Origin of the sequence: Croceibacter atlanticus HTCC2559 (assembly GCF_000196315.1) — a bacterium.
Lineage (GTDB): Bacteria > Bacteroidota > Bacteroidia > Flavobacteriales > Flavobacteriaceae > Croceibacter > Croceibacter atlanticus.
The window spans coordinates 407137-429576 of record NC_014230.1; the positions used below are offsets into that span (position 1 = coordinate 407137).

26 protein-coding genes are annotated in these 22440 nt (G+C 33.3%); 11 read left to right on the top strand and 15 right to left on the bottom strand.

Annotated elements, in window-relative coordinates:
• Positions 1-88 precede the first annotated feature (88 nt).
• A complete protein-coding gene (locus CA2559_RS01630) occupies positions 89-460 on the top strand; it encodes a DoxX family protein (protein ID WP_013186089.1) in 372 nt (123 codons plus the stop codon).
• 216 nt (positions 461-676) lie between these two features.
• Here the strand turns inward: CA2559_RS01630 and CA2559_RS01635 are convergent, their stop codons facing one another.
• On the bottom strand, positions 677-1150 hold the full coding sequence (locus CA2559_RS01635) for a hypothetical protein (RefSeq protein ID WP_013186090.1): 474 nt from the start codon (positions 1148-1150) through the stop codon (positions 677-679).
• Between the two features lie 29 nt (positions 1151-1179).
• On the bottom strand, positions 1180-2475 hold the full coding sequence (gene tyrS, locus CA2559_RS01640; protein ID WP_013186091.1) for a tyrosine--tRNA ligase: 1296 nt from the start codon (positions 2473-2475) through the stop codon (positions 1180-1182).
• An 82-nt stretch (positions 2476-2557) separates the two neighbouring features.
• Between tyrS and CA2559_RS01645 the strand changes: the two genes are divergently transcribed.
• Positions 2558-3559, top strand: coding sequence for an NAD-dependent epimerase/dehydratase family protein (locus CA2559_RS01645; protein WP_013186092.1), 1002 nt, complete (start codon positions 2558-2560; stop codon positions 3557-3559).
• On the opposite strand, the gene CA2559_RS01650 is transcribed toward CA2559_RS01645, so the two are convergent.
• The 3 genes from CA2559_RS01650 to CA2559_RS01660 are packed head-to-tail and all read right to left on the bottom strand — an operon-like array spanning position 3556 to position 6094.
• Positions 3556-4032: a DUF4296 domain-containing protein gene (locus CA2559_RS01650; RefSeq protein WP_013186093.1), complete on the bottom strand. Its 477-nt coding sequence runs from the start codon at positions 4030-4032 to the stop codon at positions 3556-3558. The genes CA2559_RS01645 and CA2559_RS01650 overlap by 4 nt on opposite strands.
• Positions 4032-5372: a dihydroorotase gene (locus CA2559_RS01655; RefSeq protein WP_013186094.1), complete on the bottom strand. Its 1341-nt coding sequence runs from the start codon at positions 5370-5372 to the stop codon at positions 4032-4034. The genes CA2559_RS01650 and CA2559_RS01655 overlap by 1 nt, the downstream gene beginning before the upstream one ends.
• 2 nt (positions 5373-5374) lie before the next feature.
• Positions 5375-6094, bottom strand: coding sequence for a polyprenol monophosphomannose synthase (locus CA2559_RS01660; protein ID WP_013186095.1), 720 nt, complete (start codon positions 6092-6094; stop codon positions 5375-5377).
• A 92-nt stretch (positions 6095-6186) separates the two neighbouring features.
• Here CA2559_RS01660 and CA2559_RS13505 point away from each other — a divergent pair, with 92 nt between their 5' ends.
• On the top strand, positions 6187-6858 hold the full coding sequence (locus CA2559_RS13505; RefSeq protein ID WP_013186096.1) for a DUF4271 domain-containing protein: 672 nt from the start codon (positions 6187-6189) through the stop codon (positions 6856-6858).
• 18 nt (positions 6859-6876) lie between these two features.
• Complete coding sequence (locus CA2559_RS01670) at positions 6877-7623, top strand: uroporphyrinogen-III synthase (RefSeq protein ID WP_013186097.1); 747 nt, start codon at positions 6877-6879, stop codon at positions 7621-7623.
• Between the two features lie 79 nt (positions 7624-7702).
• Here CA2559_RS01670 and pckA read toward each other — a convergent pair whose 3' ends face one another.
• Both pckA and CA2559_RS01680 read right to left on the bottom strand, forming a co-directional pair.
• A complete protein-coding gene (gene pckA / locus CA2559_RS01675; protein WP_013186098.1) occupies positions 7703-9313 on the bottom strand; it encodes a phosphoenolpyruvate carboxykinase (ATP) in 1611 nt (536 codons plus the stop codon).
• A 78-nt stretch (positions 9314-9391) separates the two neighbouring features.
• On the bottom strand, positions 9392-9781 hold the full coding sequence (locus CA2559_RS01680; protein ID WP_013186099.1) for a DUF423 domain-containing protein: 390 nt from the start codon (positions 9779-9781) through the stop codon (positions 9392-9394).
• 69 nt (positions 9782-9850) lie between these two features.
• On the opposite strand from CA2559_RS01680, the gene CA2559_RS01685 reads away from it, so the two are divergent.
• The gene (locus tag CA2559_RS01685) at positions 9851-11221 is read left to right on the top strand and encodes a saccharopine dehydrogenase family protein (protein ID WP_013186100.1); all 1371 of its coding nucleotides are present in this window, start codon (positions 9851-9853) and stop codon (positions 11219-11221) included.
• A 45-nt stretch (positions 11222-11266) separates the two neighbouring features.
• Complete coding sequence (locus tag CA2559_RS01690) at positions 11267-11737, top strand: Lrp/AsnC ligand binding domain-containing protein (RefSeq protein WP_013186101.1); 471 nt, start codon at positions 11267-11269, stop codon at positions 11735-11737.
• A gap of 66 nt (positions 11738-11803) precedes the next feature.
• Here CA2559_RS01690 and CA2559_RS01695 read toward each other — a convergent pair whose 3' ends face one another.
• A complete protein-coding gene (locus CA2559_RS01695) occupies positions 11804-12190 on the bottom strand; it encodes a DUF3127 domain-containing protein (RefSeq protein WP_013186102.1) in 387 nt (128 codons plus the stop codon).
• A gap of 9 nt (positions 12191-12199) precedes the next feature.
• Positions 12200-13078: a flavin reductase family protein gene (locus CA2559_RS01700; RefSeq protein ID WP_013186103.1), complete on the bottom strand. Its 879-nt coding sequence runs from the start codon at positions 13076-13078 to the stop codon at positions 12200-12202.
• 96 nt (positions 13079-13174) lie between these two features.
• Here CA2559_RS01700 and CA2559_RS01705 point away from each other — a divergent pair, with 96 nt between their 5' ends.
• Together CA2559_RS01705 and CA2559_RS01710 are read left to right on the top strand one after the other, a co-directional pair.
• The gene (locus CA2559_RS01705) at positions 13175-14338 is read left to right on the top strand and encodes a sensor histidine kinase (RefSeq protein WP_013186104.1); all 1164 of its coding nucleotides are present in this window, start codon (positions 13175-13177) and stop codon (positions 14336-14338) included.
• A gap of 26 nt (positions 14339-14364) precedes the next feature.
• The gene (locus tag CA2559_RS01710; RefSeq protein ID WP_041241075.1) at positions 14365-14715 is read left to right on the top strand and encodes a hypothetical protein; all 351 of its coding nucleotides are present in this window, start codon (positions 14365-14367) and stop codon (positions 14713-14715) included.
• A gap of 3 nt (positions 14716-14718) precedes the next feature.
• Here the strand turns inward: CA2559_RS01710 and CA2559_RS01715 are convergent, their stop codons facing one another.
• The 4 genes from CA2559_RS01715 to CA2559_RS01730 are packed head-to-tail and all read right to left on the bottom strand — an operon-like array spanning position 14719 to position 16279.
• A complete protein-coding gene (locus tag CA2559_RS01715) occupies positions 14719-15132 on the bottom strand; it encodes an acyl-CoA thioesterase (RefSeq protein ID WP_013186106.1) in 414 nt (137 codons plus the stop codon).
• Positions 15132-15521 carry an HIT family protein gene (locus CA2559_RS01720; protein WP_013186107.1) on the bottom strand — a complete coding sequence of 130 codons (390 nt, stop codon included), beginning with the start codon at positions 15519-15521 and terminating at the stop codon, positions 15132-15134. The genes CA2559_RS01715 and CA2559_RS01720 overlap by 1 nt, the downstream gene beginning before the upstream one ends.
• A gap of 48 nt (positions 15522-15569) precedes the next feature.
• The gene (locus CA2559_RS01725) at positions 15570-15893 is read right to left on the bottom strand and encodes a 2Fe-2S iron-sulfur cluster-binding protein (protein WP_013186108.1); all 324 of its coding nucleotides are present in this window, start codon (positions 15891-15893) and stop codon (positions 15570-15572) included.
• Positions 15893-16279 carry a DUF983 domain-containing protein gene (locus CA2559_RS01730; protein WP_013186109.1) on the bottom strand — a complete coding sequence of 129 codons (387 nt, stop codon included), beginning with the start codon at positions 16277-16279 and terminating at the stop codon, positions 15893-15895. The genes CA2559_RS01725 and CA2559_RS01730 overlap by 1 nt, the downstream gene beginning before the upstream one ends.
• A gap of 44 nt (positions 16280-16323) precedes the next feature.
• Between CA2559_RS01730 and CA2559_RS01735 the strand changes: the two genes are divergently transcribed.
• Positions 16324-18255, top strand: coding sequence for an ABC-F family ATP-binding cassette domain-containing protein (locus CA2559_RS01735; protein ID WP_013186110.1), 1932 nt, complete (start codon positions 16324-16326; stop codon positions 18253-18255).
• A gap of 50 nt (positions 18256-18305) precedes the next feature.
• Positions 18306-19082, top strand: coding sequence for an amidohydrolase (locus CA2559_RS01740; RefSeq protein WP_041240849.1), 777 nt, complete (start codon positions 18306-18308; stop codon positions 19080-19082).
• On the opposite strand, the gene CA2559_RS01745 is transcribed toward CA2559_RS01740, so the two are convergent.
• Both CA2559_RS01745 and CA2559_RS01750 read right to left on the bottom strand, forming a co-directional pair.
• Complete coding sequence (locus CA2559_RS01745) at positions 19069-20682, bottom strand: Ig-like domain-containing protein (RefSeq protein WP_013186112.1); 1614 nt, start codon at positions 20680-20682, stop codon at positions 19069-19071. The genes CA2559_RS01740 and CA2559_RS01745 overlap by 14 nt on opposite strands.
• A 57-nt stretch (positions 20683-20739) precedes the next feature.
• A complete protein-coding gene (locus CA2559_RS01750) occupies positions 20740-21420 on the bottom strand; it encodes a ComF family protein (RefSeq protein ID WP_013186113.1) in 681 nt (226 codons plus the stop codon).
• A gap of 71 nt (positions 21421-21491) precedes the next feature.
• Here CA2559_RS01750 and CA2559_RS01755 point away from each other — a divergent pair, with 71 nt between their 5' ends.
• On the top strand, positions 21492-22376 hold the full coding sequence (locus tag CA2559_RS01755) for a hypothetical protein (protein ID WP_013186114.1): 885 nt from the start codon (positions 21492-21494) through the stop codon (positions 22374-22376).
• Positions 22377-22440 lie beyond the last annotated feature (64 nt).

Here is a 22440-nt window from a genome sequence, read left to right on the forward strand (position 1 = left end):
CCTACGATGTCTTGTAAATAAACAACTTTAGATGAAATAAAATTGAAACAACTTTATTAATTTTAAAAATTAAACCAACCATACCCCTATGAAATCATATTACAACATTGGTCTATTTATTTTGAGAGTAGGCTTTTCTGCATTGATGCTAACTCACGGCATCCCTAAATTCTTACAACTTGTACAAGGAGATTTTTCTTTTGGAGATCCATTAGGCATTGGCGCTACTATCTCTTTCTTTCTTACTGTGTTTGCAGAATTTGTTTGCTCAATTCTTGTACTTATAGGCTATAAGACAAGATTGGCGTGCATCCCTTTAATTGTCACAATGCTGGTTGCAGTGTTTGTAGTACACTTAAATGACCCTATAGGCTCTAAAGAACTTGGTCTTGTTTACTTGTTAGCTTTTACAGCTATCGCATTAATGGGTCCTGGTAAATTTGGGTTTGACAGAAGATAACTTACTTCCTATATATTAAACATAAAAAAACAGCTACCGATGGTAGCTGTTTTAAGACCTAATATTATTTAAATTTTGAAAAGCCCCAATTTTCCAAAATCGTTATAATAAGGCTAGTCTAGTCAAATTATAAGAAATTTTTACTTAAACTTATAGTGTAAACTTACGCTCATATAAGACATAAAAAAATACCCAATAAAGGGTATTTTTTGTGTTTTAATCTAATTCTTCAATAAGAATCCGATAATCATACTGTAAGTCTTCGTGTAGTTTATCTATTGCATTTAATGCCATAGTTAATTGCCGCTCATATGTGTTTGCTAAAACTCTATTCTTAAATACAGAAGGAGAAAATGTTTTCATCTTCTTACAGAAATATATTAACAACTCTGCTTCTGTCTCTTTCTTGCCAGAATAGCGAATATAAGTTTTAAGTCGTTTTAATATTTTCCGGATTCCCTTCTTTATAAAATAACCTCGAGACGTATTAATTTCTGAAAAAGCTTCGTCTACCTCAACTTTTATTTCTTTAATATACTCTTCTTCATCTGCAGCTTCAAACAACAAATAAGTAAGTAGTTCTTTATTTTCTTTCTTAAATTTAGAAAGCCTCAATGTTAACTGCATTAACTCCACTGGAGAGCGCATCTCCAATTCATCTTTTAGTTGTTTAACAGTGGCTGCCTTCAAATGAGTTGTTTAATGAGTTAGTGTTTCTCTTAGCTTACTTTTAAAATATAGGTATTCTTCTTACCTACATTTAATATCACATAATTATCATTAATAATATCATCTGTAGTAAGTGTATAGGCTTCTGTTACCTTTTCTTTATTTACAGCAACAGAATTTGCTTTTAAAGCTCTTCTTGCTTCACCATTACTCTTTAAGAAGTTAGTTTCTGCAGAGAGTGCTGCAATCATATCTAAACCTTCTTCTAATTTAGCTTTAGAGATTTCAGTTTGAGACACACCTTCGAACACATCTAAAAACGTTGCTTCATCTAATTGTGAAATATCGTTTTTAAAGGTTTTTGAAAATAAAACTTGACTCGCTTTAATTGCATTGTCTAAATCTTCTTGACCGTGTACCATTTTAGTTACATGTTCTGCTAAAGTTTTTTGCAATAGCCTTAAATGTGGAGCTTCATTATGTTTTAAAACCAACTCAGAAATTTCTTCCTGACTTAAAAATGTAAAGATTTTAATGAAATTTTCTGCATCTTCATCTGTTGCATTTACCCAATATTGGTAAAATTTATAAGGCGATGTTCTGTTTTTATCTAACCAAACATTACCTCCTTCAGTTTTTCCAAACTTTGTACCATCTGCTTTAGTTAACAATGGAGATGTCATAGCATAAGCTTTGCCTCCAGCCACACGTCTCACCAACTCAGTACCTGTGGTAATATTTCCCCATTGGTCACTACCTCCTAATTGTAACAAACAATTTTTCTCTCTATAAAGGTGAAGAAAATCATAGCCTTGAAATAATTGGTAGGTAAACTCTGTAAAACTCATTCCTACAGTAGACTCAGAACTTAAGCGTTTTTTCACGCTATCCTTAGCCATCATATAGTTTACAGTAATATGCTTTCCTATATCTCTAGCAAACTCTATAAAACTAAAATCTTTCATCCAGTCGTAATTATTTACCAGCTCTGCTTTATTTTCAGAATTTTCACTAAAGTCTAAAAAGCGAGACAGTTGCTCTTTTATTCCTGCTACGTTTTTAGCTAATGCTTCTTCATCTAGCAAATTACGTTCTGCAGATTTTCCTGAAGGATCACCAATCATACCTGTAGCACCACCCACAAGCGCAATAGGAATGTGCCCAGCGCGTTGGTAATGCATTAAGATTACAATTTGCACTAAACTCCCTATGTGTAAAGAGTCTGCAGTAGGATCAAATCCAATATAAGCCGCAGTTGGTTCTTTTAAAAGTTGTTCTTCGGTACCTGGCATAACATCATGCAACATACCTCTCCAAGTCATTTCGGCTACAAAATTGGTCTTCATTATATAATTTTTTTAAGGAGACAAAGATAAAAATCCAATTTCGATAACGCATTGTTAGGTGCAGAAAAACTATCTTCGAAATATGATTTTAGTTACAGGAGGAACAGGCTTAGTAGGTTCTCATTTATTATTTCAGCTTTTACAAAACTCAACCGAGACTATAAGAGCCATACACAGACAGGACAGTAACTTAGAGCACGTATTGTCTGTTTTTAAATTGTATGATGAAGAACAAGCAGAAAAGCTATTTAAAAAAATAGATTGGGCAGAAGCAAATATACTTGATATACCACTTTTGTCTGAAGCTTTTAAAGGTATTACGCATGTATATCATTGCGCTGGCTTTATATCATATGATGTGAGAGACGCCAAAATCATGCGTCGTATAAATATTGAAGGCACAGCAAATGTTGTTAACCTATGCTTACACCATGATATTAAAAAACTTTGTCATGTAAGCTCAATAGCTGCTATAGGGTCTACTATTAACGATAAACCTATAACAGAAGATACTGTTTGGAACCCAGAATTATCTCATTCTCATTATGCTTGGTCTAAATATGGTGGTGAAATGGAAGTTTGGCGCGGCTCTCAAGAAGGATTAAATGTTCTAATTGTTAATCCTGGTGTTGTTATTGGTCCTGGTTTTTGGAAATCTGGAAGTGGCCTTTTATTTACAAAAGTTGCCAATGGCTTAAAATATACACCTATACTCACTACAGGATTTGTAGATGTTTTTGATGTTGTAAAACCTATGATTTCCTTAATGGAAAGCAATTATCAAAAAGAACGCTACATACTGGTTTCGGAAAGTCTGCGTTTTGATAGTGTTGTAAATAAAATAGCAAATGCCCTACAAAAACAACCACCAAAAAAGACACTTGAGTCTTGGATGGTATTTATGGGTTGGGCATTTCAAAGTATAGGACATACACTTTTTAACACTAAAAAAACTATAACCTACGACTCAATAAAAGGTGTTTTTAGCAAAAGTGTTTACTCAAACAACAAACTTAAAGATGCCTTAAATTATAATTTTAAATTAATAGATGAAAGTATCAAAGATACTGCAGCACACTACTAATTGCGGTCTCTACCTTCTGAATTAGAAATTTTGGAATTTAACTTTTTAGCAATTTCTAAAGAACTGGAAAGCGAGTCTTTTCTAACATTTTCCGCAGCTCTTTTTAAGGAGTCTTTTTTTCTGTTTTCTTTAGACCTAAGAGAATCTAATTCTGTTTTCAAGACTTTTAAGCGGTTTTCTACTCGTGCAAAAACACTTTTAAATTTGGGTATGTTATCTGAATAGTACGTTGTATTCTGAACAAGTTGTGTACTATCTATATCATACTTCTCATATATAAATGTATTAAGGTCTAATTCTTTTACATCTACATCATGATTTCCTAAACGCTTTGATGCTTCAATTAAACTTAAGTCGTAAAATATATCTACCATCCTATCTTCGGCAATAAGCTTGTCTGGCTTAGAGGAACGCTCTATAGATTGGCAAGACACTGCCAGAGCAGCACATAATATGATGAGTTTATATTTCATTAACGGTCAAAAGTTAAACGTTCACCTTTTAAAACGTCATAATGTCTAAAATTCTTATATACCAGATTACCATTTACAAATGTGTGAGTAATACGTGATCTAAACGTAGAGCCTTCAAAAGGAGACCAACCACATTTAGAAAAGATGTTGTCTTCCTGCACTGTCCAAGGTGCATTTAGATCTACCATTACTAAATCTGCTTTATATCCTTCTTTTATATATCCTCTTTGTTCAATATCAAAAAGTATTGCTGGATTATGGCACATTTTCTCTACAATTTTCTCTAATGAAATTTTACCTTCATGATAAAATTCAAGCATTGCCGGTAATGCATGTTGTACCAAAGGACCACCACTTGGTGCTTTTGTATAAGGGTTCTTTTTTTCTTCTTTAGTGTGAGGTGCGTGGTCTGTAGCTAAAACATCTAACTTACCATCTAACAACCCTTTTAAAAGTGCATCTTGATCTTTTTTAGTCTTTACAGCAGGATTCCATTTTATTAGTGTGCCTTTAGCGTCATAATCGCTATCATTAAACCAAAGGTGATGAATACAAACCTCTGCTGTTATTTTTTTATCTTTTAATGGCTTTTTAGAGTCGAACAACTCCAGTTCTTTTGCGGTAGAAACGTGAAATACGTGTAATTTAGCGCCGGTTTTCTTAGCTAATTCTACAGCTCTAGAAGATGATTTATAACAAGCTTCTTCAGACCTAATTATAGGATGAAACTCAATTGGAATATCATCACCATAGCGTTCTGTATATGTGGCCAGATTTGCTTTAATTGCATCTTCATCTTCACAATGAGCACAAATCATTAAAGGACTGTTTTTAAATATTTTTTCTAAAACAGTTTCATCATCTACAAGCATATTACCTGTTGATGAACCTAGGAATAATTTTAAAGCAGCTGTTGTCTTAGGGTTAACCTTAACAATTTCATCTAAATTGTCATTAGTCCCACCAAACATAAATGAATAGTTTGCATAAGAGGTTTTTGCTGCTATCTCAAATTTCTCCTCAAGCTTTTCAATAGTTGTAGTTTGAGGATTAGTATTTGGCATTTCCATAAATGATGTAATTCCTCCAGCCACAGCAGCTTTAGAGCCTGTGTGTATGTTTTCTTTTTGAGTAAGACCTGGCTCTCTAAAATGAACTTGATCATCTATAACTCCTGGCAAAAGGTAATTTCCTTCTGCATCGAAAACATTTACATCTGGAGATTTTGCACTTATGTGATCTGCAACTTCTTTAATAATACCAGACTCTATGTAAACATCTCCTAAAAGGATTTTACCGTCTGAAACAATATGTGCATTCTTTATTAAAATCTTATCCATTGTTATTTTTTAAACAGGCTTTTAAACTTCATTTTAAATACCCCAAAAACAGCTTCATATATAATATTGCCACTCATTTTTGATTCTCCTTTTGTTCGGTCTGTGAAAATGACAGGAACCTCTACTATTTTAAACTTTTTTAAATAGGCCTTAAACTTCATCTCTATTTGAAATGCATAGCCTACAAAAGCAATCTTATCCAAATCTATCGTTTCAAGTACATTTCTTGTATAACAAACAAATCCTGCTGTAGTATCATGAATATTCATACCAGTAATGAACCTTACATACTTTGAAGCAATGTAGGAAAGCAAAACTCTTGACATAGGCCAATTTACAACATTAACTCCTGTAACATAACGAGAACCTATAGCCAGATCTGCCTGCTGTTTTACACAAGCATTATACAGTCTGTGTAAATCGTTTGGGTTGTGACTAAAGTCTGCATCCATTTCGAAGATTAAATTGTAATCTCTTTTAAGCGCCCACTTAAAGCCATGTATGTATGCTGTTCCTAAACCTAGTTTTCCTTGGCGTTCCTCAATAAATAATTGATTTGGAAACTCTTCCATTAAAAACTTAACTGTAGCTGCAGTGCCGTCTGGTGAATTGTCATCTACCACCAACACATCAAATTTTCTTTGTTGAGAAAAAATGTTACGCAACAACCTTTCTATATTAAGGTTCTCATTGTAAGTTGGTATAATGACTAAACTTTTCAAAAAAGCTTTTTTTTTGCAAATGTACTTAAAATAACTACCGTAAACATCTAAGAAATTGCAATAGTCTTTTTCATTACATTACTTTTGCAACAATGAAAGATTTACAGGCAATTCCTCTTCAAGAACCCACAAATTTATGGATCACAGCATCTATAATGATATGTCTTGGCCTTATTTGTCTTTGTAAGATATTATATGAAGAACGCTTTTTAAGGTTTTTAGCATTACCTATAGAGCCAAGATATTTCATCATAAAAAAGAACGAACATAAATTAAGTTTTCTATTTAATACATTACTGTTCACATTTAACTGTTTGGTTGCTGGTATTGTTTTAAATCTTATTGCAAGAGATCATTATCCTGAATTACTTACTCGGGAATTTATTTTTTTTATTCAGGTAGTATTTGGTTTTGGCGTTTTAATGCTTGTAAAGTATTTTGCAGAGAAAATGTTGGCTAATCTTTTTTTAATGGAAAACATTATCGAGGATTACCTATTCTTCAAGTTTAGCCACAGACATTATTTAGCACTTGCTATATTTCCACTGTGTATTATAGACGTATATACGCATCTTTTAGGAGGTTACGCGTTTTTAATAATTTCCGTTGCATTTTTAATAATTAACCTATTATTTATCTTAAAATATTATAGAAAAAAGGGACTTCTAATTTTCAATAATTTATTCTATTTTATTTTATATCTTTGCGCACTTGAAATTGCCCCCTATTTTATTCTATATAAAGTAGTAACAATTTTGAATTAACGTATTTAAACACCGTCTATGAAAGTGAAAACAATTTTGGTTTCCCAACCTGAACCTAAAATAGAAAATTCACCTTACTTTGAGCTTGAGGAAAAGCAAAAAGTAAAAATAGATTTTATTCCTTTTATACATGTTGAAGGCGTCTCTTCTAAAGATGTAAGACAACAAAAGGTTGATCTAAAGAATTACACAGCAATTATACTTACTAGTAGAAATGCAGTAGATCATTTTTTCAGAATAGCTGAAGAATTAAGATACACTGTACCAGATTCTCTTAAGTATTTTTGCCAAAGTGAAGCTGTTGCCTATTACCTACAAAAATATGTAGTGTATAGAAAACGAAAAATCTATGTTGGTAAAAGAACATTTCAAGAGTTAACTCCTCTTATTAAGAAACATAAAAACGAGAAGTTTTTATTACCTTCTTCAGATATGCTAAAACCAATGGTTCCAGAAACATTAGATGAACTAGGTGTTTCTTGGAAACAAGCTATTTTCTACAAAACTGTAGTTAGTGACCTTTCTAATTTAAGAGATGTATTTTATGACATCTTAGTATTCTTTAGCCCAAGCGGCATAAAGTCTTTATTTGAAAACTTTCCAGATTATCAGCAAAACAATACACGCATTGCTGTTTTTGGAAACACTACAATTAAAGCTGCAGAAGATCACGGCTTAAAGGTAAACATTAAAGCACCTTCACCAGAAACACCATCTATGACAATGGCTTTAAAGAAATACATTACAGAAGTTAATAAGAAGTAATTACTTCACTAACTTTTAAACATAAAAAAACCCGATGATAAAAATATCATCGGGTTTTTTGTTTTTACTTAATTGAGCTTTACTTAACGTTTGGAGCGCCTGCTAATATTTCTTCATTAGCGTACTCTTCAAATTTTAAGAAGTTCTGTCTAAAGCTTTCTGCTAAAGTATAAGCCTTTTTGTAGTATCCTTGATCATTATTCCAAGTCTTACGAGGACTTAAAACATCTGTTGGCACGTTAGGACAAGTTCTTGGTTGTTTAACGCCAAATACTGAGTGTGTGTGGTAATTATCTTTATTTGCTTCCTCTAAAGAACCATCCATAGCAGCAGAAATCATAGCTCTAGTATACTTTAAAGCCATACGTTTTCCAACACCATAAGGACCGCCAGTCCAACCTGTGTTTACCAACCAAACATTTACGCCAGAATCTTTCATTTTCTGACTTAGCATTTCTGCATAACGTGTTGGGTGTAAAGGCATAAATGGTGCTCCAAAACACGCAGAGAACGATGGCATTGGCTCATCTACACCAGCTTCTGTACCAGCAACCTTTGCCGTATAACCACTAATAAAGTGATAAGCAGCTTGACCTGGAGATAGCTTACTAATAGGAGGCAGTACACCAAAAGCATCTGCGGTTAAGAAAAATATGTTTTTAGGATTCTTTCCTATTGAAGGCTCCTGAATATTATCTATATGATAAATTGGGTAACTAACTCTTGTATTTTGAGTAATGCTAGTATCAGCAAAATCTACATCTCCATTTTCATCTAACACAACGTTTTCAAGAATAGCTCCTGGTTTAATTGCATTATAAATATCTGGTTCGTTTTCTTTTGAGAGGTTTATAACCTTTGCATAACAACCGCCTTCAAAATTAAAGATGGTATCTTCTTTTGTCCAGCCGTGCTCATCATCTCCAATAAGTTTTCTATTAGGATCTGCAGACAATGTAGTTTTACCTGTTCCAGAAAGACCAAAAAAGATTGAAGTATCTCCATCTTCTCCTACATTAGCAGAGCAGTGCATTGGTAAAGTTTCCTTTTGTACTGGCAATATAAAATTAAGCGCAGAGAAAATCCCTTTTTTAATTTCACCTGTATATCCAGTACCACCAATAAGCGCTATTTTCTTTCCAAAATTTAAAATTGCAAAGTTGTGCTGTCGTGTTCCATCTACTTCAGGATCTGCCATAAAACCTGGTGCATTTACAATAAGCCATTCTTCTTTAAAGTTTTTAAGCTCATCTTCTGAAGGTCTTAAAAACATATTATAGGCAAACATATTGCTCCAAGGATATTCGTTTACAACACGAATATTTAATTTATATTTTTCATCTGCACAAGCGTAGCTATCTCGCACAAAAACTTCTTTTCCAGATAAGTAATCTGTGACTTTATCATAAAGTGCATCAAACTTATCTGCATCAAAAGGGATATTTATATTTCCCCACCAAATCTCATCTTTAGTAACATCGTCTTTAACGATAAAACGGTCTAAAGGAGAACGTCCAGTAAACTCGCCAGTGTTAATTGCAAGAGCGCCGCTGCTAGCTTCTTGGCCTTGGCCGTTTGCTATTGCTGTCTCATGTAATTGTGATGGCGTAAGTTGATAATGGGTCGTTGTGTCCTTGATTCCGTAAGGTTCTAGCGAAATCGATTTCGTAGTGTTGGTATTTGTAACCATAACTAGGTTTTGAAGTTGTGTTTTGTTTATAAAGCAAAAGTACAGAAATCACTCCTAACCAAGAGAATTAAATTCTATTTATTGATTTTTTAACGTTAATGCTTTGTAAAATATGAGTGCCCAAGCTGTTATGAGCAATGTACCTCCTAATGGTGTTAAAATTGCGATTTTTTTAAAATTAAAGCCTGTCAAGCTATTTGTGGCAAGCCCAAAAATTGACCACGAAAATAAAATTACTCCTATAATTAATAACCAAAGCAATACAGTTTTAGATTTAGATGTCTTTACACTAAACAATCCTAAAAAAACTAAAAGTAATGCATGATACATTTGGTATTTCACTCCTGTTTCAAATGTATTTAATTGTGCCACATCTAATACTTTTTGCAAAGCGTGAGCTCCAAAAGCACCTATAATTACAGCTGTTAGTCCAAAAAAGGAACCTGCAATAAGAAATCTTTTATCCATGTTTAAATTTTTTAGGTTGTAGCCAATTCATTACTTTCGTCTTACTACAAATCTAACCAACTAAACTAAATGCGTAAAATATTAATTATAGGAGCAGGAAAATCTACAAGTTATTTAATGTCTTACTTGTTAGATCATGCAGAGAAAGAACAATTAGAAATTACTGTAGGAGATTTATATGTAGCTAATGCTCAAAAAGCTATAGGAAATCATAAACATGCCAAAGCTATAACTCTTGATGTCTTCAACAAAAAAAACAGACAAGAAGCAATAGACCAAGTAGACCTTGTTATATCTATGCTTCCTGCACGCTATCATATTGAAGTTGCAAAAGACTGTATAACCTTTGGAAAACATATGGTTACCGCATCTTATGTAAGCCAAGAAATGGAAAGCTTAAACCAATCTGCAATAAATAAAGGGTTGGTGTTTATGAATGAAATAGGTGTAGATCCAGGTATAGACCACATGAGTGCTATGCAGGTAATTGACAGAATAAGAGACAAAGGCGGAAAAATGCTGTTGTTTGAATCTTTTACAGGAGGCTTAGTGGCTCCAGAAAGTGATAACAATTTATGGAATTATAAGTTTACCTGGAATCCAAGAAATGTTGTTGTGGCCGGCCAAGGTGGTGTCGCAGAGTTTATTCAAGAAGGCCAATATAAATACATCCCTTATAATAAACTTTTTAGAAGAACAGAATTTTTAGAAGTTGATGGGTATGGCAGGTTTGAAGCTTATGCCAATAGAAACTCTTTAAAATATAGAAGTATTTATAAATTAGAAGACGCTCTTACATTATATAGAGGTACTATGCGTCGCGTAGGGTTTAGTAAAGCCTGGAATATGTTTGTTCAACTTGGTATGACAGACGATAGCTACACCATGGAAGATACTATGGATATGAGCTACAGAGAGTTTGTTAACTCTTTTCTTCCGTATTCTCCATCAGATTCTGTAGAGCTAAAAATGAGACATAGTCTTAAGATAGATCAAGATGATATTATGTGGGATAAATTATTAGAGCTTGACCTATTTAACGACAAAAAGAAAATAGGATTAAAAAGTGCTACACCTGCCCAAATTCTTCAGAAGATATTAATGGAAAAATGGTCTTTAGCACCAGATGATAAGGATATGATTGTTATGTATCATAAGTTTGGCTTTGAGTTAGATGGCAAAAAACATCAAATAGACTCAACAATGGTAGCTTTGGGGCAAGATCAAACCTATACTGCTATGTCTAAAACAGTTGGCTTACCAGTAGCTATAGCAGCACTAAAAATATTAAATAAAGAAATTACCACGCCTGGTGTTCAAATACCAATTACTAAAGAGGTATATGAACCAATTTTAAAAGAACTGGAAGAGCACGGAATTACCTTTAAAGAAACAGAAAGAAAATATTTAGGTTATAATCCAGATGGCGTTTCTGCATAATGTTTTTTAATTAATTCTTATATTTCGGTTTTAAACTGAAAGCTGATGAAACTAAAAAACGAACAAGTTGTTATTGATGGTATTGATAAAAAAATACTTCGCTCTTTAATCTCCGATGCGCGTACACCTATTTTAGAGATTGCAAGAAATGTTGGTATAAGTGGTGCTGCAATTCATCAGCGACTACGAAAATTAGAAAAAAGTGGGCTTATTGCTGGTTCTAAATTTGTTATAAACCCTAAAGTTCTAGGTTATCATACAATGGCTTTTATTGGGGTGTTTTTAGATAAAGCTATGAGTAACCCAAAGGCTGTAAAACAGTTAGAGGCGATACCAGAAGTAATAGAGTGCCATTACACCACTGGAAACTGGTCTATTTTTCTTAAAATTCTGTGTCGGGACAACTCCCATTTAATGGAGGTTTTAAATAAAGAAATACAAGCTATTTCTGGAGTATCCAGAACAGAAACATTTATCTCTTTAGAACAACAGATAGAACGACAAATAAAAATATAAAAAACACCCAAAGCACTACAAAATGCTTTGGGTGTCTTACTTATAAAACAACTTTAATTTATCGTATTAAAACGGTAAATCATCGTGATCATCTTGATTTAAATTGTTTCCAGCTGGCTCAAATTCATCAACTGGTGGCATTGGAGCTGCATTACTAGAACCTGCATTGTTTTGCGGCTGCAAGTTTTCTATTCTCCAACCTTGAATACTGTTAAAGTACTTAGTTTCTCCTTGAGGGTTTACCCACTCACGACCTCTTAAGTTAATACTAATTTTTACCTGTTGTCCAACATTAAAGTTATCTAACAAATTAGTTTTGTCTTGAACAAACTCAATCATTATATGTTGAGGATATTGCTCTTCTGTAGTAACAACAATCTCTCTTTTTCTAAAGCCATTGCTACCAAATGTTTGTGTGTCGTTAATTAACTTAACTGTTCCTTGTACTTCCATCTTCTTCTGTTATTTTGCTAATAAAATATACCACGCATATGTGGTGTTATTGTTTTCTAAATGTTGCTTGGCTTGCTTGTGCAAATCTTCTACTGTTGCATTTTTCACAAACTCTCCTAAGCTATTTTTTATAATATAATCTTCAATTAATTCTTTAGTTGGTAGCGTTTCAACATTTCCAAGTCTACCTAAATCATTACCGGTTAAAATTTTACTTTCTCTAATAGTTTGCGGTAAATTATCTACTCCAATTCCTAGTGTACGAAGTGGTTTTTCAACTTCAAACATTCCCATATTTGCCCTAGAGTACCAATTACCACCCATTCTAGCTACAGTATCAATTTTATGTTGATCTATGCTTCCGTTTTTATCTAACACATTTTTATTAATATGTATTTTCACTACTTCACAAATAATAAGGTTACCTGCGCCACCTTCAGTTCCGGTTTCAACAATCTGTTTCACCTTGCATTCTAATTGTACTGGAGACTCTGCTACTCTAAACGGTTTAACCAAGTCACTTTTAAGCATTGTAAGTCCTGCTTTTTCAAATTCATTTACACCTTCTGCATACTCTGTACTACTAAGAGACATTTGTTGCACCATATTATAATTTACAATATTGATAACAACCTCATCTACTTCTTTAGCATTCTCTAAGGTATGCTTAGTGGTGTTACCTCTTACTCGTCTTGCAGGAGAGAAAATAACTATTGGCGGATTTGCACCAAAGACATTAAAAAAACTAAATGGAGATAAATTTGGTCTTCCTTGAGCATCTACAGTACTTGCAAATGCAATTGGACGTGGACTAATGGCACTTAGTAAGTGGCCATGAACTGTACCAACAGTTTCATTTTTAGGGTCTATAGACAAGATGTTCTCCATACGGCAAAGGTAACAATTGCAAATGCGTTTTAAAACCGAACACACAATAATTTGATGTGAACACGTTTATAAGTAACTTGGTCTTTTTAATCAACTATGAACTTTTCTAACGAACGTAATATACAACGCTGGCTTATTCTTGTCTCTGCCTTAGTGTTTATTGGCCTTATCTTTTTTAATGCCTCTTTATTTTTTCAGCAGCTAAAAAATGATGAGCGTAATAAAATGCGAATCTGGGCTATGGCTCTAGAAGAATTTATAAGTTTTGATATAGACAATCCTAATGATGGCGCCAACCTAGATTTAGTTACAGAAATTGTAACAAGCAACGTTACAATACCATCTATAAACACAGATGGCAACGGTAACATTATGCAGTCTGCAAATATTTCTGAAGAAGATGAAAGCAACCCAGATCGTATGCAGCGTATACTTTTAGAAATGAAGTCTGAAAATGACCCTATAAAAGTAAATTTAGGCGATGGCGAAATTCAATATGTGTATTACGGCAACAGTCCTACTCTAAATCGCTTAAAATACTATCCTCTAGCATTAATAGTATTCTTGTTATTACTTATAGGAGTTATCTATTTCTTTTACAGAACTGCACGATCAAGTGAGCAAAATAAATTATGGGCAGGAATGGCCAAAGAAACCGCACACCAAATTGGTACGCCATTAAGTTCATTAGTAGGTTGGACAGAAATTTTAAAAACCGAACATGTTAATCCTGAGTATATTGAGGAGATAGAAAAGGATATTGAACGGCTAAAAGTTATTACAGACAGATTTAGTAAAGTTGGCAGTAAGCCAACCCTATCCAAGGTCGATATTGTTAAAGTAACCGAAGAAACTTTTGGCTACTTAAAAAACAGAAGCTCTAAATTAATTGAATTTAAAAGTGAGATTCCTAATAGCTCAATTGAAGTTATGCTAAATGAACCTCTGTTTAGTTGGACTATTGAAAATTTAGTTAAGAATGCTATAGATGCTATGAAAGGAAAAGGGCAACTCTCACTTCGTCTTATTGAAGATCAAAAAGTAGTGAAGATCGAAATTTCTGATACTGGCAAAGGAATTCCTAAAAGTAAATTTAAAAAGGTTTTTGAAACCGGTTATACCAGCAAAAAAAGAGGTTGGGGATTAGGATTATCTTTTGCAAAACGTATTATTGAAGAATACCACAATGGAAACATTAAAGTTTTAAAAAGTGATCTCGGAAAAGGTACTACCTTTGGCATAAAATTGAGAAAAGTATAAGTCAACTATTGTTGCAGTTAACAGCTATGAAAGAATTATTTTCAACATTACGAGAAGCTCCGCTAAATAATCATTGCCCTAAATGTTTTTCAAGAGATGGCCTGCAGGTTACCTTTAAACAAAAGCACTTAAAGACAATGTGGTACAACAAACGTACAGACGAAGTAACTAGTACGTTATTCTGCAATACATGTAATCAGCAAATTTTTCCTGTTGATTGGGATGAAGATATTGAGCGCGTTTATGAATACCAAAGAAAAGCATCACCTCCAAAACCTTCTTACTTTAAGCCTTCAAAAAATTTATATATAGCTATTGGCTTAAGTTTAGTTGCCTTAGGTGGTATAGCAGCCTACGCGTTTATTGCTATGGTGTAAAGATTAGGAGAACTCTTCCATCTTTTCACGCAACCATTCTGGAATTTCAAAGGTTTTTTGAGTATTAAAATCAAAACATACAGCTACATCTTGACCTATGGCACTAACTTGATTTGATTCATTTAAAATATAGTGTTCTAAACTAAAACTTGTAGTGCCTATATGAGTAACCCTTGTTTTAATAATTACGTTTCCTGGATAGGTTAATTGTTGTTTAAAATCACATTTAGTAGAGACCAACATTGGTCCTTTATTAGTATCTGTATGGTAAGTTGCAAGTCCTGTTTCTTCCCAGAAATTAACTCTAGCAGATTGCATGTATTTAATGAATGTTACATTATTTACATGCTTATAAGCATCTGTTTCACTCCAATCTATTCTTAAGGTTAGGGTTAACGGAAATTTTTCAGCAGACATTACAAGAAAGTTCTTATGCGTTCTGCTATAGCTTTAAACTCATCTTCCTCCAAAGAGACTTTATGTTTAAAGGACATCTCTTTCATATCATTTAAAGGTATAAGGTGTACATGAACATGAGGAACCTCCAACCCTATCACCGCTACACCAACACGCTTGCAGTTAATAGCTTTTTCAAGAGCAATTGCTACTTTTCTAGAGAATGACATTAACCCATTGTACGTTTCTTCATCTAAGTCGAAAACTTTATCAACTTCCTTTTTAGGAATACAAAGTGTGTGACCTTTAGCATTTGGGTTAATATCTAAAAATGCAAAGAAATTTTCATCTTCTGCAATTTTGTAAGACGGTATTTCTCCATTTATAATTTTAGTGAAAATTGAGGCCATAATGTTAGTTTTAAGGATATAAAAATACAGAATTTAAAACCGACGACATTAGTCTGCTTGAGGTGCCAATTTTATTTCCATACCATCCAACTCTTTTGTGATAGGTATTTGGCAGCCTAACCTACTATTATCTTCAACAAAAAATGCTTGATCTAGCATATCTTCTTCATCATAGCTTTTTTCTTGTAAGACGTGTGCTTTATCTAAGATATAGCAATGGCATGAAGCACACATTGCCATACCACCACAAGTTCCTTCAACTGGCAATTCATGCATTTTACAAACCTCCATAAGATTCATATTCATGTCTGTAGGCGCATCTACCACATGAGCTTCACCTTCTCTATCTATAATGGTAATCTTAATATCCATTAGTGTTTTGCTTTTTGTTTATCGTAGCTAAAGAAAAAATTAATCCAGATGTTTCTAGACAAACGCATTATTAAAGGCATAAAAACAATCATTGTAGCAACAATTACAAAGAATGAGTTTAGTAAACTTACGTTAAGCATATAATATGCTATTACAAATGCAGCTGTTGCAAATGCAATACCAACCGGGTAACTTACATACATAGCGCCATAAAAAAAAGATGGTTCTATTTTATATTTTGTACCACAATTAGAGCAACGCTCGTGCATATGCATGATTTTTGTAATCTTATACGGGTTAGGTTCCTTGTACATAGATTCCTCATGACAAACAGGGCAAACGCCTCCTAAAATAGAATAGATCTTTGTGCCTTTAAATAGTTTCATTCCCTTTTGATTTACAATACAAAAATAATCATCTTTGCACGGCTATGCTTAACATTCACGAATTATCTATATCATTTCAAGGCGAATTCCTTTTCGAGGACATAACTTTTAGGCTTAATGCGGGAGATCGCGTAGGTTTAGTTGGTAAAAATGGCGCCGGAAAATCTACAATGCTCAAAATCTTATCAAAAGATTTAGAACCAGATACTGGTCAAATTGCAATTGAGAAAGACATAAGCATTGGGTTTCTTAGACAGGATATAGATTTTGTAGAAGGCCGAACTGTATTAGAAGAGGCTTATCAAGCTTTTGAAGAGATAAAGCGCCTCGAAAAACAAATAGACGACATTAACACACAGCTTGCTGAACGTACAGATTACGAAAGTCAAGGTTACGAGCAGTTAATGATAGATCTTAATGATATACAACATCAATATGAAATAATTGGTGGTTATAATTATCAAGGAGATACAGAGCGCATCTTACAAGGATTAGGATTTAAACGAGAAGATTTCAACAAAAAAACAGACACCTTTTCTGGAGGTTGGCGTATGCGTATAGAGCTGGCAAAGCTCTTATTGCAAAACCATGACATCATGCTTCTAGATGAGCCTACAAACCACTTAGATATAGAAAGTATTCTATGGTTTGAATCTTTCTTAAAACAGTTTTCTGGAGTTGCGGTCGTAGTCTCTCACGATAAGATGTTTTTAGATAATGTGACTAATAGGACTATTGAAATATCTTTAGGTAAGATTTACGACTACAATACCTACTATTCAAAATACTTAGTACAACGTAAAGAGTTACGTGAACAACAGTTGGCCACTCAAAAAAACCAACAAAAACAAATTGAGCACACCGAAAAGCTAATTGAAAAATTTAGAGCAAAAGCATCTAAAGCTACAATGGCACAATCTCTAATTAAAAAATTAGACAAGGTTGAGCGTATTGAGGTAGATGAAGATGACAACTCTGTTATGACTGTTAGCTTCCCTGTTTCTGTAAGACCAGGAAAAGTTGTAATTGAAGCAGAAGGCATTTCAAAAAGTTACGGCGACAAACAAGTACTTAAGAATATAGATTTACTTGTAGAGCGTGAAAGTAAAATAGCATTTGTAGGTCAAAACGGACAAGGAAAAACAACATTAGCAAAAATTATAGTCGATGAGATTTCTCATCAGGGTCATTTAAAGCTTGGACATAATGTACAGATAGGATATTTTGCCCAAAACCAAGCAGATTATTTAGACGGCACTAAAACAGTACTCCAAACTATGGAAGATGCTGCTAATGAAAAAAACCGCACCAAAGTAAGAGACATTTTAGGGTCATTCTTATTTAGAGGTGAAGAAGTAGATAAATACGTTCGTGTACTTTCTGGAGGTGAACGTAACAGGCTAGCATTAGCCAAAATGCTTTTATCACCTTTTAATGTCTTGGTTATGGATGAGCCAACAAACCACTTAGACATTAAATCTAAGAATGTTTTAAAAGATGCTTTAGAAAATTTTGAAGGCACGTTACTTTTAGTTTCTCACGATAGAGACTTTTTGCAAGGACTCACATCTTCTATCTATGAGTTTAAAGATCATAGGATAAAAGAATACCTAGGAGATATAGACTATTACTTAAGTGAACGAAAGGTTGAGGATATGCGTGCTGTCGAAAAAAGAGACAAGCAACCTACAGCTTCTAAAAATACAGATGATACTACTGCTTCTCAAGACAACAAACAATCTTACGAAGACCAAAAAAAGGTAAAGTCGCTTTCTAACAGACTAAGCAAGGTTGAAAAGAATATTAACCAATTAGAGAAAGAAATTAAAGCTATAGATCTTGAACTAGAGCTTAATTACGACAAAACCATTGCTCAAGATAATTTCTTTGACAACTACCAGGCAAAAAAGAAAAAACTAACCACCTACATGCAAGATTGGGAAACAATACAACTAGAGCTAGAGCAATTTAGTTAATAGTGTTTTTAGTTTATTATATTTAAACTGAATTTAAAAACACTTGTGCTGTGCAAGACTCCCTAAATGTTACCATCATACAAACCCATTTAGCTTGGGAAAACCCAATTGAGAACCGTTCTCATTTTGATATGCTTTTAACTAGTTTAAAAGATACTCATTTAGTGGTGTTGCCAGAAATGTTTACTACTGGCTTTACTATGAATGCAGAACAGGCTTCAGAAATTTCTGAAGGTGAAACTTTAGCTTGGCTTCAACAATGGGCAAAAAGAATAAACGCTGCTATTACTGGCAGTGTTGCTGTAAATGAAAATGGGAACTATTACAACAGACTATATTTTGTATACCCAGATGGCAGCTTTAAAACCTATGACAAAAAGCATTTATTTACTCTTGCTAATGAGCACCATACTTATGATGCTGGAAAAGAACGCTTAATTGTTGAGTATTTAGGGTGGAAAATTTGTCCGTTGGTGTGTTATGATTTAAGGTTTCCTGTTTGGGCAAGAAATACAGAAGATTATGATGCTTTAATTTATGTTGCCAATTGGCCTAAGATAAGAACGCACGCTTGGGATACACTTTTAAAAGCTAGAGCAATAGAAAATATTAGCTACTGCATAGGTGTAAATAGAATAGGCCTAGACGGCAATGGCTATGAATATGTTGGACATTCAGCAGTTTACAATTCACTAGGGGAACTAGTATCATCAGAAGAACTAGAGACAGACTTGTTGCAAACAGTAACCTTAGAAAAGTCTCATATAAATAAGACTAGATCTCATTTAAAGTTTTTACAAGATAGAGATGCGTTTACTTTAAAATAAACGTCTGGTAAATTTCACTATTTGCTCTAATTTCAATCTCTTCAGGATAAAACACTACGGGTTCTGGCTGTCTTTTATCTAAATAACTTCCGGTATCCCAATAACCGTTAGCGTTTGTGTCGTAAATAATTCTAATAAAATACTTTTTAGGGTCTATTTTAGTAAACTCGAAAACGCTTTCAGTCTCTTTATATTTTTCATAAATAACTTCACCTTTATTGTCTAAAAGCTGAGCAATTATTGGATAAGATTTTACATTCTGAACGGTTAGGAATAAATCGCCATAATCTGAAAATTCTTTTGTTGGCACACTATAACTTAAACTATCATTAGTAGCGTTAAAAAAATCTGTTATAGCCTCAGGTAGAAATGTTATCTGGTATCTATTACTTTCTGTAGGTTCAAAATTTACATTTACAGTATTCTTTATTGTATCCAGAGAAGCTTCAAACGGTATGTTTAAAGTGTCTTTATCTACAACAGAGATTAACTCTGGATTTATTAAAGCTAAAGGCGTATTGCCACTTACTGTAAAAGCTTTGTTTAATAAAATATTTATATTATCGGCTTTTGCTATTTCTAAAGTATCTGCAAACTGATCTTTAAATCGAGTAATTAATGTATCATTATATGTGCCGCTTTCAACCTTAAACACCAAACTATCTGTTTCTTCTAAAAAGGGTTTAAACCAATAATGTAAGGAGTCTGTAGTTCTATCTTTTAATACTCTATATTCAAAATTATCAGGTGTATCTGTTAGCAATGTTATATTAGTATTGCTTGGTCTACCTTCATAACCAAAAAGTATATGTTGCTTCCCTATTTGTTTAGGTTTCAAAAATTTTAAATCGAGTTCTTCTTTAAAAACGGTTAGTTCATAGGTTTTATCTGTAGGTAAAGTTATAGTGTCTTGTAAATATGCGACCTTATCTACTTTAGGTTCAAATTTATAATTGTTGTTATTGTCCTTAAACGCTACTAATTTATAGGTGCCCTCTTTAAGGTTTTCAAATTGAAATGTTGTTGCACTGTCTAACGTGTTGGTTATATAACGTGGTATTTCATTATAAATAATAGAGTCTTTGTAGTTTTCATTAAGCTCATATAAAGCAACTGTAATAAATTGTTCTGGCACTCTTTTAAATGCATCTTTAACAGAGCCTTCAAGCTTTAATGAATCTATATAAGCTCCTGTTGAAAAAACGTATTTAAAAAACTCAAGCGGATTACCTTCATTATTGTCTTCTATGCTTCTGCCAAAATTTACCGTGTACGTCGTATTTGGTTTTAAGACAGAGTCATTAAAGTTAATCTTAACCACTTTATTAGGACTACCTAAAGGAGTAATATATGGTGCAGGATCTATTGGCGGAGAAATTACTATTTGCTGTTGAGAGTTTTTAAGCTTAACATATTCATTAAAAAATATTCTAATTTCATCTTCATTAAAATTTGTGGTAAACGGTTCTGGATTTGCCTTCACAAACTTGGGAGGTGTCTCATCTTTATCTCCACCAGACGGCGAGCCACGTTTAGCACATGAAACTAACACAGCAGACAACAAAACAACCGTAAAAATAAACCTAAAAAAAACGCTCATAATCGTGTAAATATACATGACAAAGAAACGCATTTTTTAACTATCTATTTTGAGATGTCATAATGTAATTGCCATAGTAGCCACACTAAGTTTTAAGTTTTCTGTTTCTAAAAGTTTAGCACCACAAGCTTCAATAGTAGCACCCGTTGTAATAATATCATCTACTAAAAGTACGTGCTGTCCTTTTAAAGAATTTAAATCATTAATTGTTAAGGTGTTATCCAATTGTCCCCAACGTGCAATTCTTTTTTTAAACACCTGAGTCTTAGTAATTCCTGTTTTTATTAAAATTTGATCTTCGTAAGGAACATTTAACGCAGATGCTATAGCTTTTCCAAATAATGTAACTTGATTGTAACCTCTTTTCTTTTTACGTTTAGGATGTATTGGTACAGGAACCACTGCAGTTATTGTCTTGTGCCATTCTGTTTTTAAAAGCTTTTGAGCCATCCATTTACCTAAGTATTCGCTAATTTGTTCATCACCTCTGTACTTAAGCTGATGCATTAACTTTTGAGTTGTTCCTTTTTTCTCAAATGTTAAAAGTGAAACTCCATGTTCCAAAGGTAGTCTTCCATAAAACATTTTCTCAACCTGAGTTGGACTATTGTAAAACATTGGAGCTTCAGGAAGGTCGTCACTACACGCCACACACAACGTATTAAGGTCTTTAGGCAAAGTTGCATTACAGACCACACATGCATTAGGAAATAAAAGCTGAATAAAATCGTTTATCATCAATAACAATAATACAACTTTACCTTAAATTCATTACTTTTAGCATCCTAATAAAGCAACCATCATCATAAATGACTGAAGAAAAGAACAGCAAGGCATTAAAAATACTTACTGCGGTACTCACTATAGGAATAATTGCACTTGGTGTTTATACCATGAAGTTTTACAATGAAAACCAGCAAACAATTTCTAGGCTGGAAAATGAAAAAGCAGATCTTGAGTCAGACCTTAGCGAACTTATCATTAAATACGATACTGCAATTTCAAAGAATGATGTCATGGCCAAAGACCTTTATGAAGCTAAGCAGCGCATTGAGCGTCTGTTAGATTCCATTAAAGGATTAGACAATACAAATTATGCAGCTATTAGTCGCTTTAGATCTCAAATTAAAAAACTAGAACGAGAAAAGGATAAACTGTTTAAAACTGTTGACAGCTTAAGCAGACAAAACCAAAGATTAGCAACAGCTGTAGACAGTACAAACTCTGTACTTAAAGAACGCATTGTACTTACAGACTCTTTAGTACAGCAAAATGAAATTTTAAATGAAAAAGTTGCTGCTGGTTCTAAAATGCAGCTTACAAAATTATCTGCAGAAGGCGTTATCATTAAAAACTCTGGTGATATTGCTAACACAAAAAGGCATCGCAGAGCAGATAAAATAAGAACCTGCTTTACTATTGCTAAAAACCTAATAGCAGAACCTGGCGAAAAGAAATTATACGCACAAATTATAAACCCTAAGAACAACCTTATTGGAGATAACAAACAAGAAATGTTTGAAGAAAAAGTTCTTATGTACAGTGCTACTACTAAAGTATTTTATGAAAATGAAGAGTTAGACATTTGTATTCTTGTTGATGCAGATGAGAATAACATTATCTCTGGCGTTTATCAGGTTAATATTTTTCAGGATGCAGATTTACTGGCAACAACTTCCTTTACATTAAAATAATCTATCCATCTCTGAAATATTCAAGGTTTCAGAATTGTATTTATAATCAACTTTCTATTTTTGC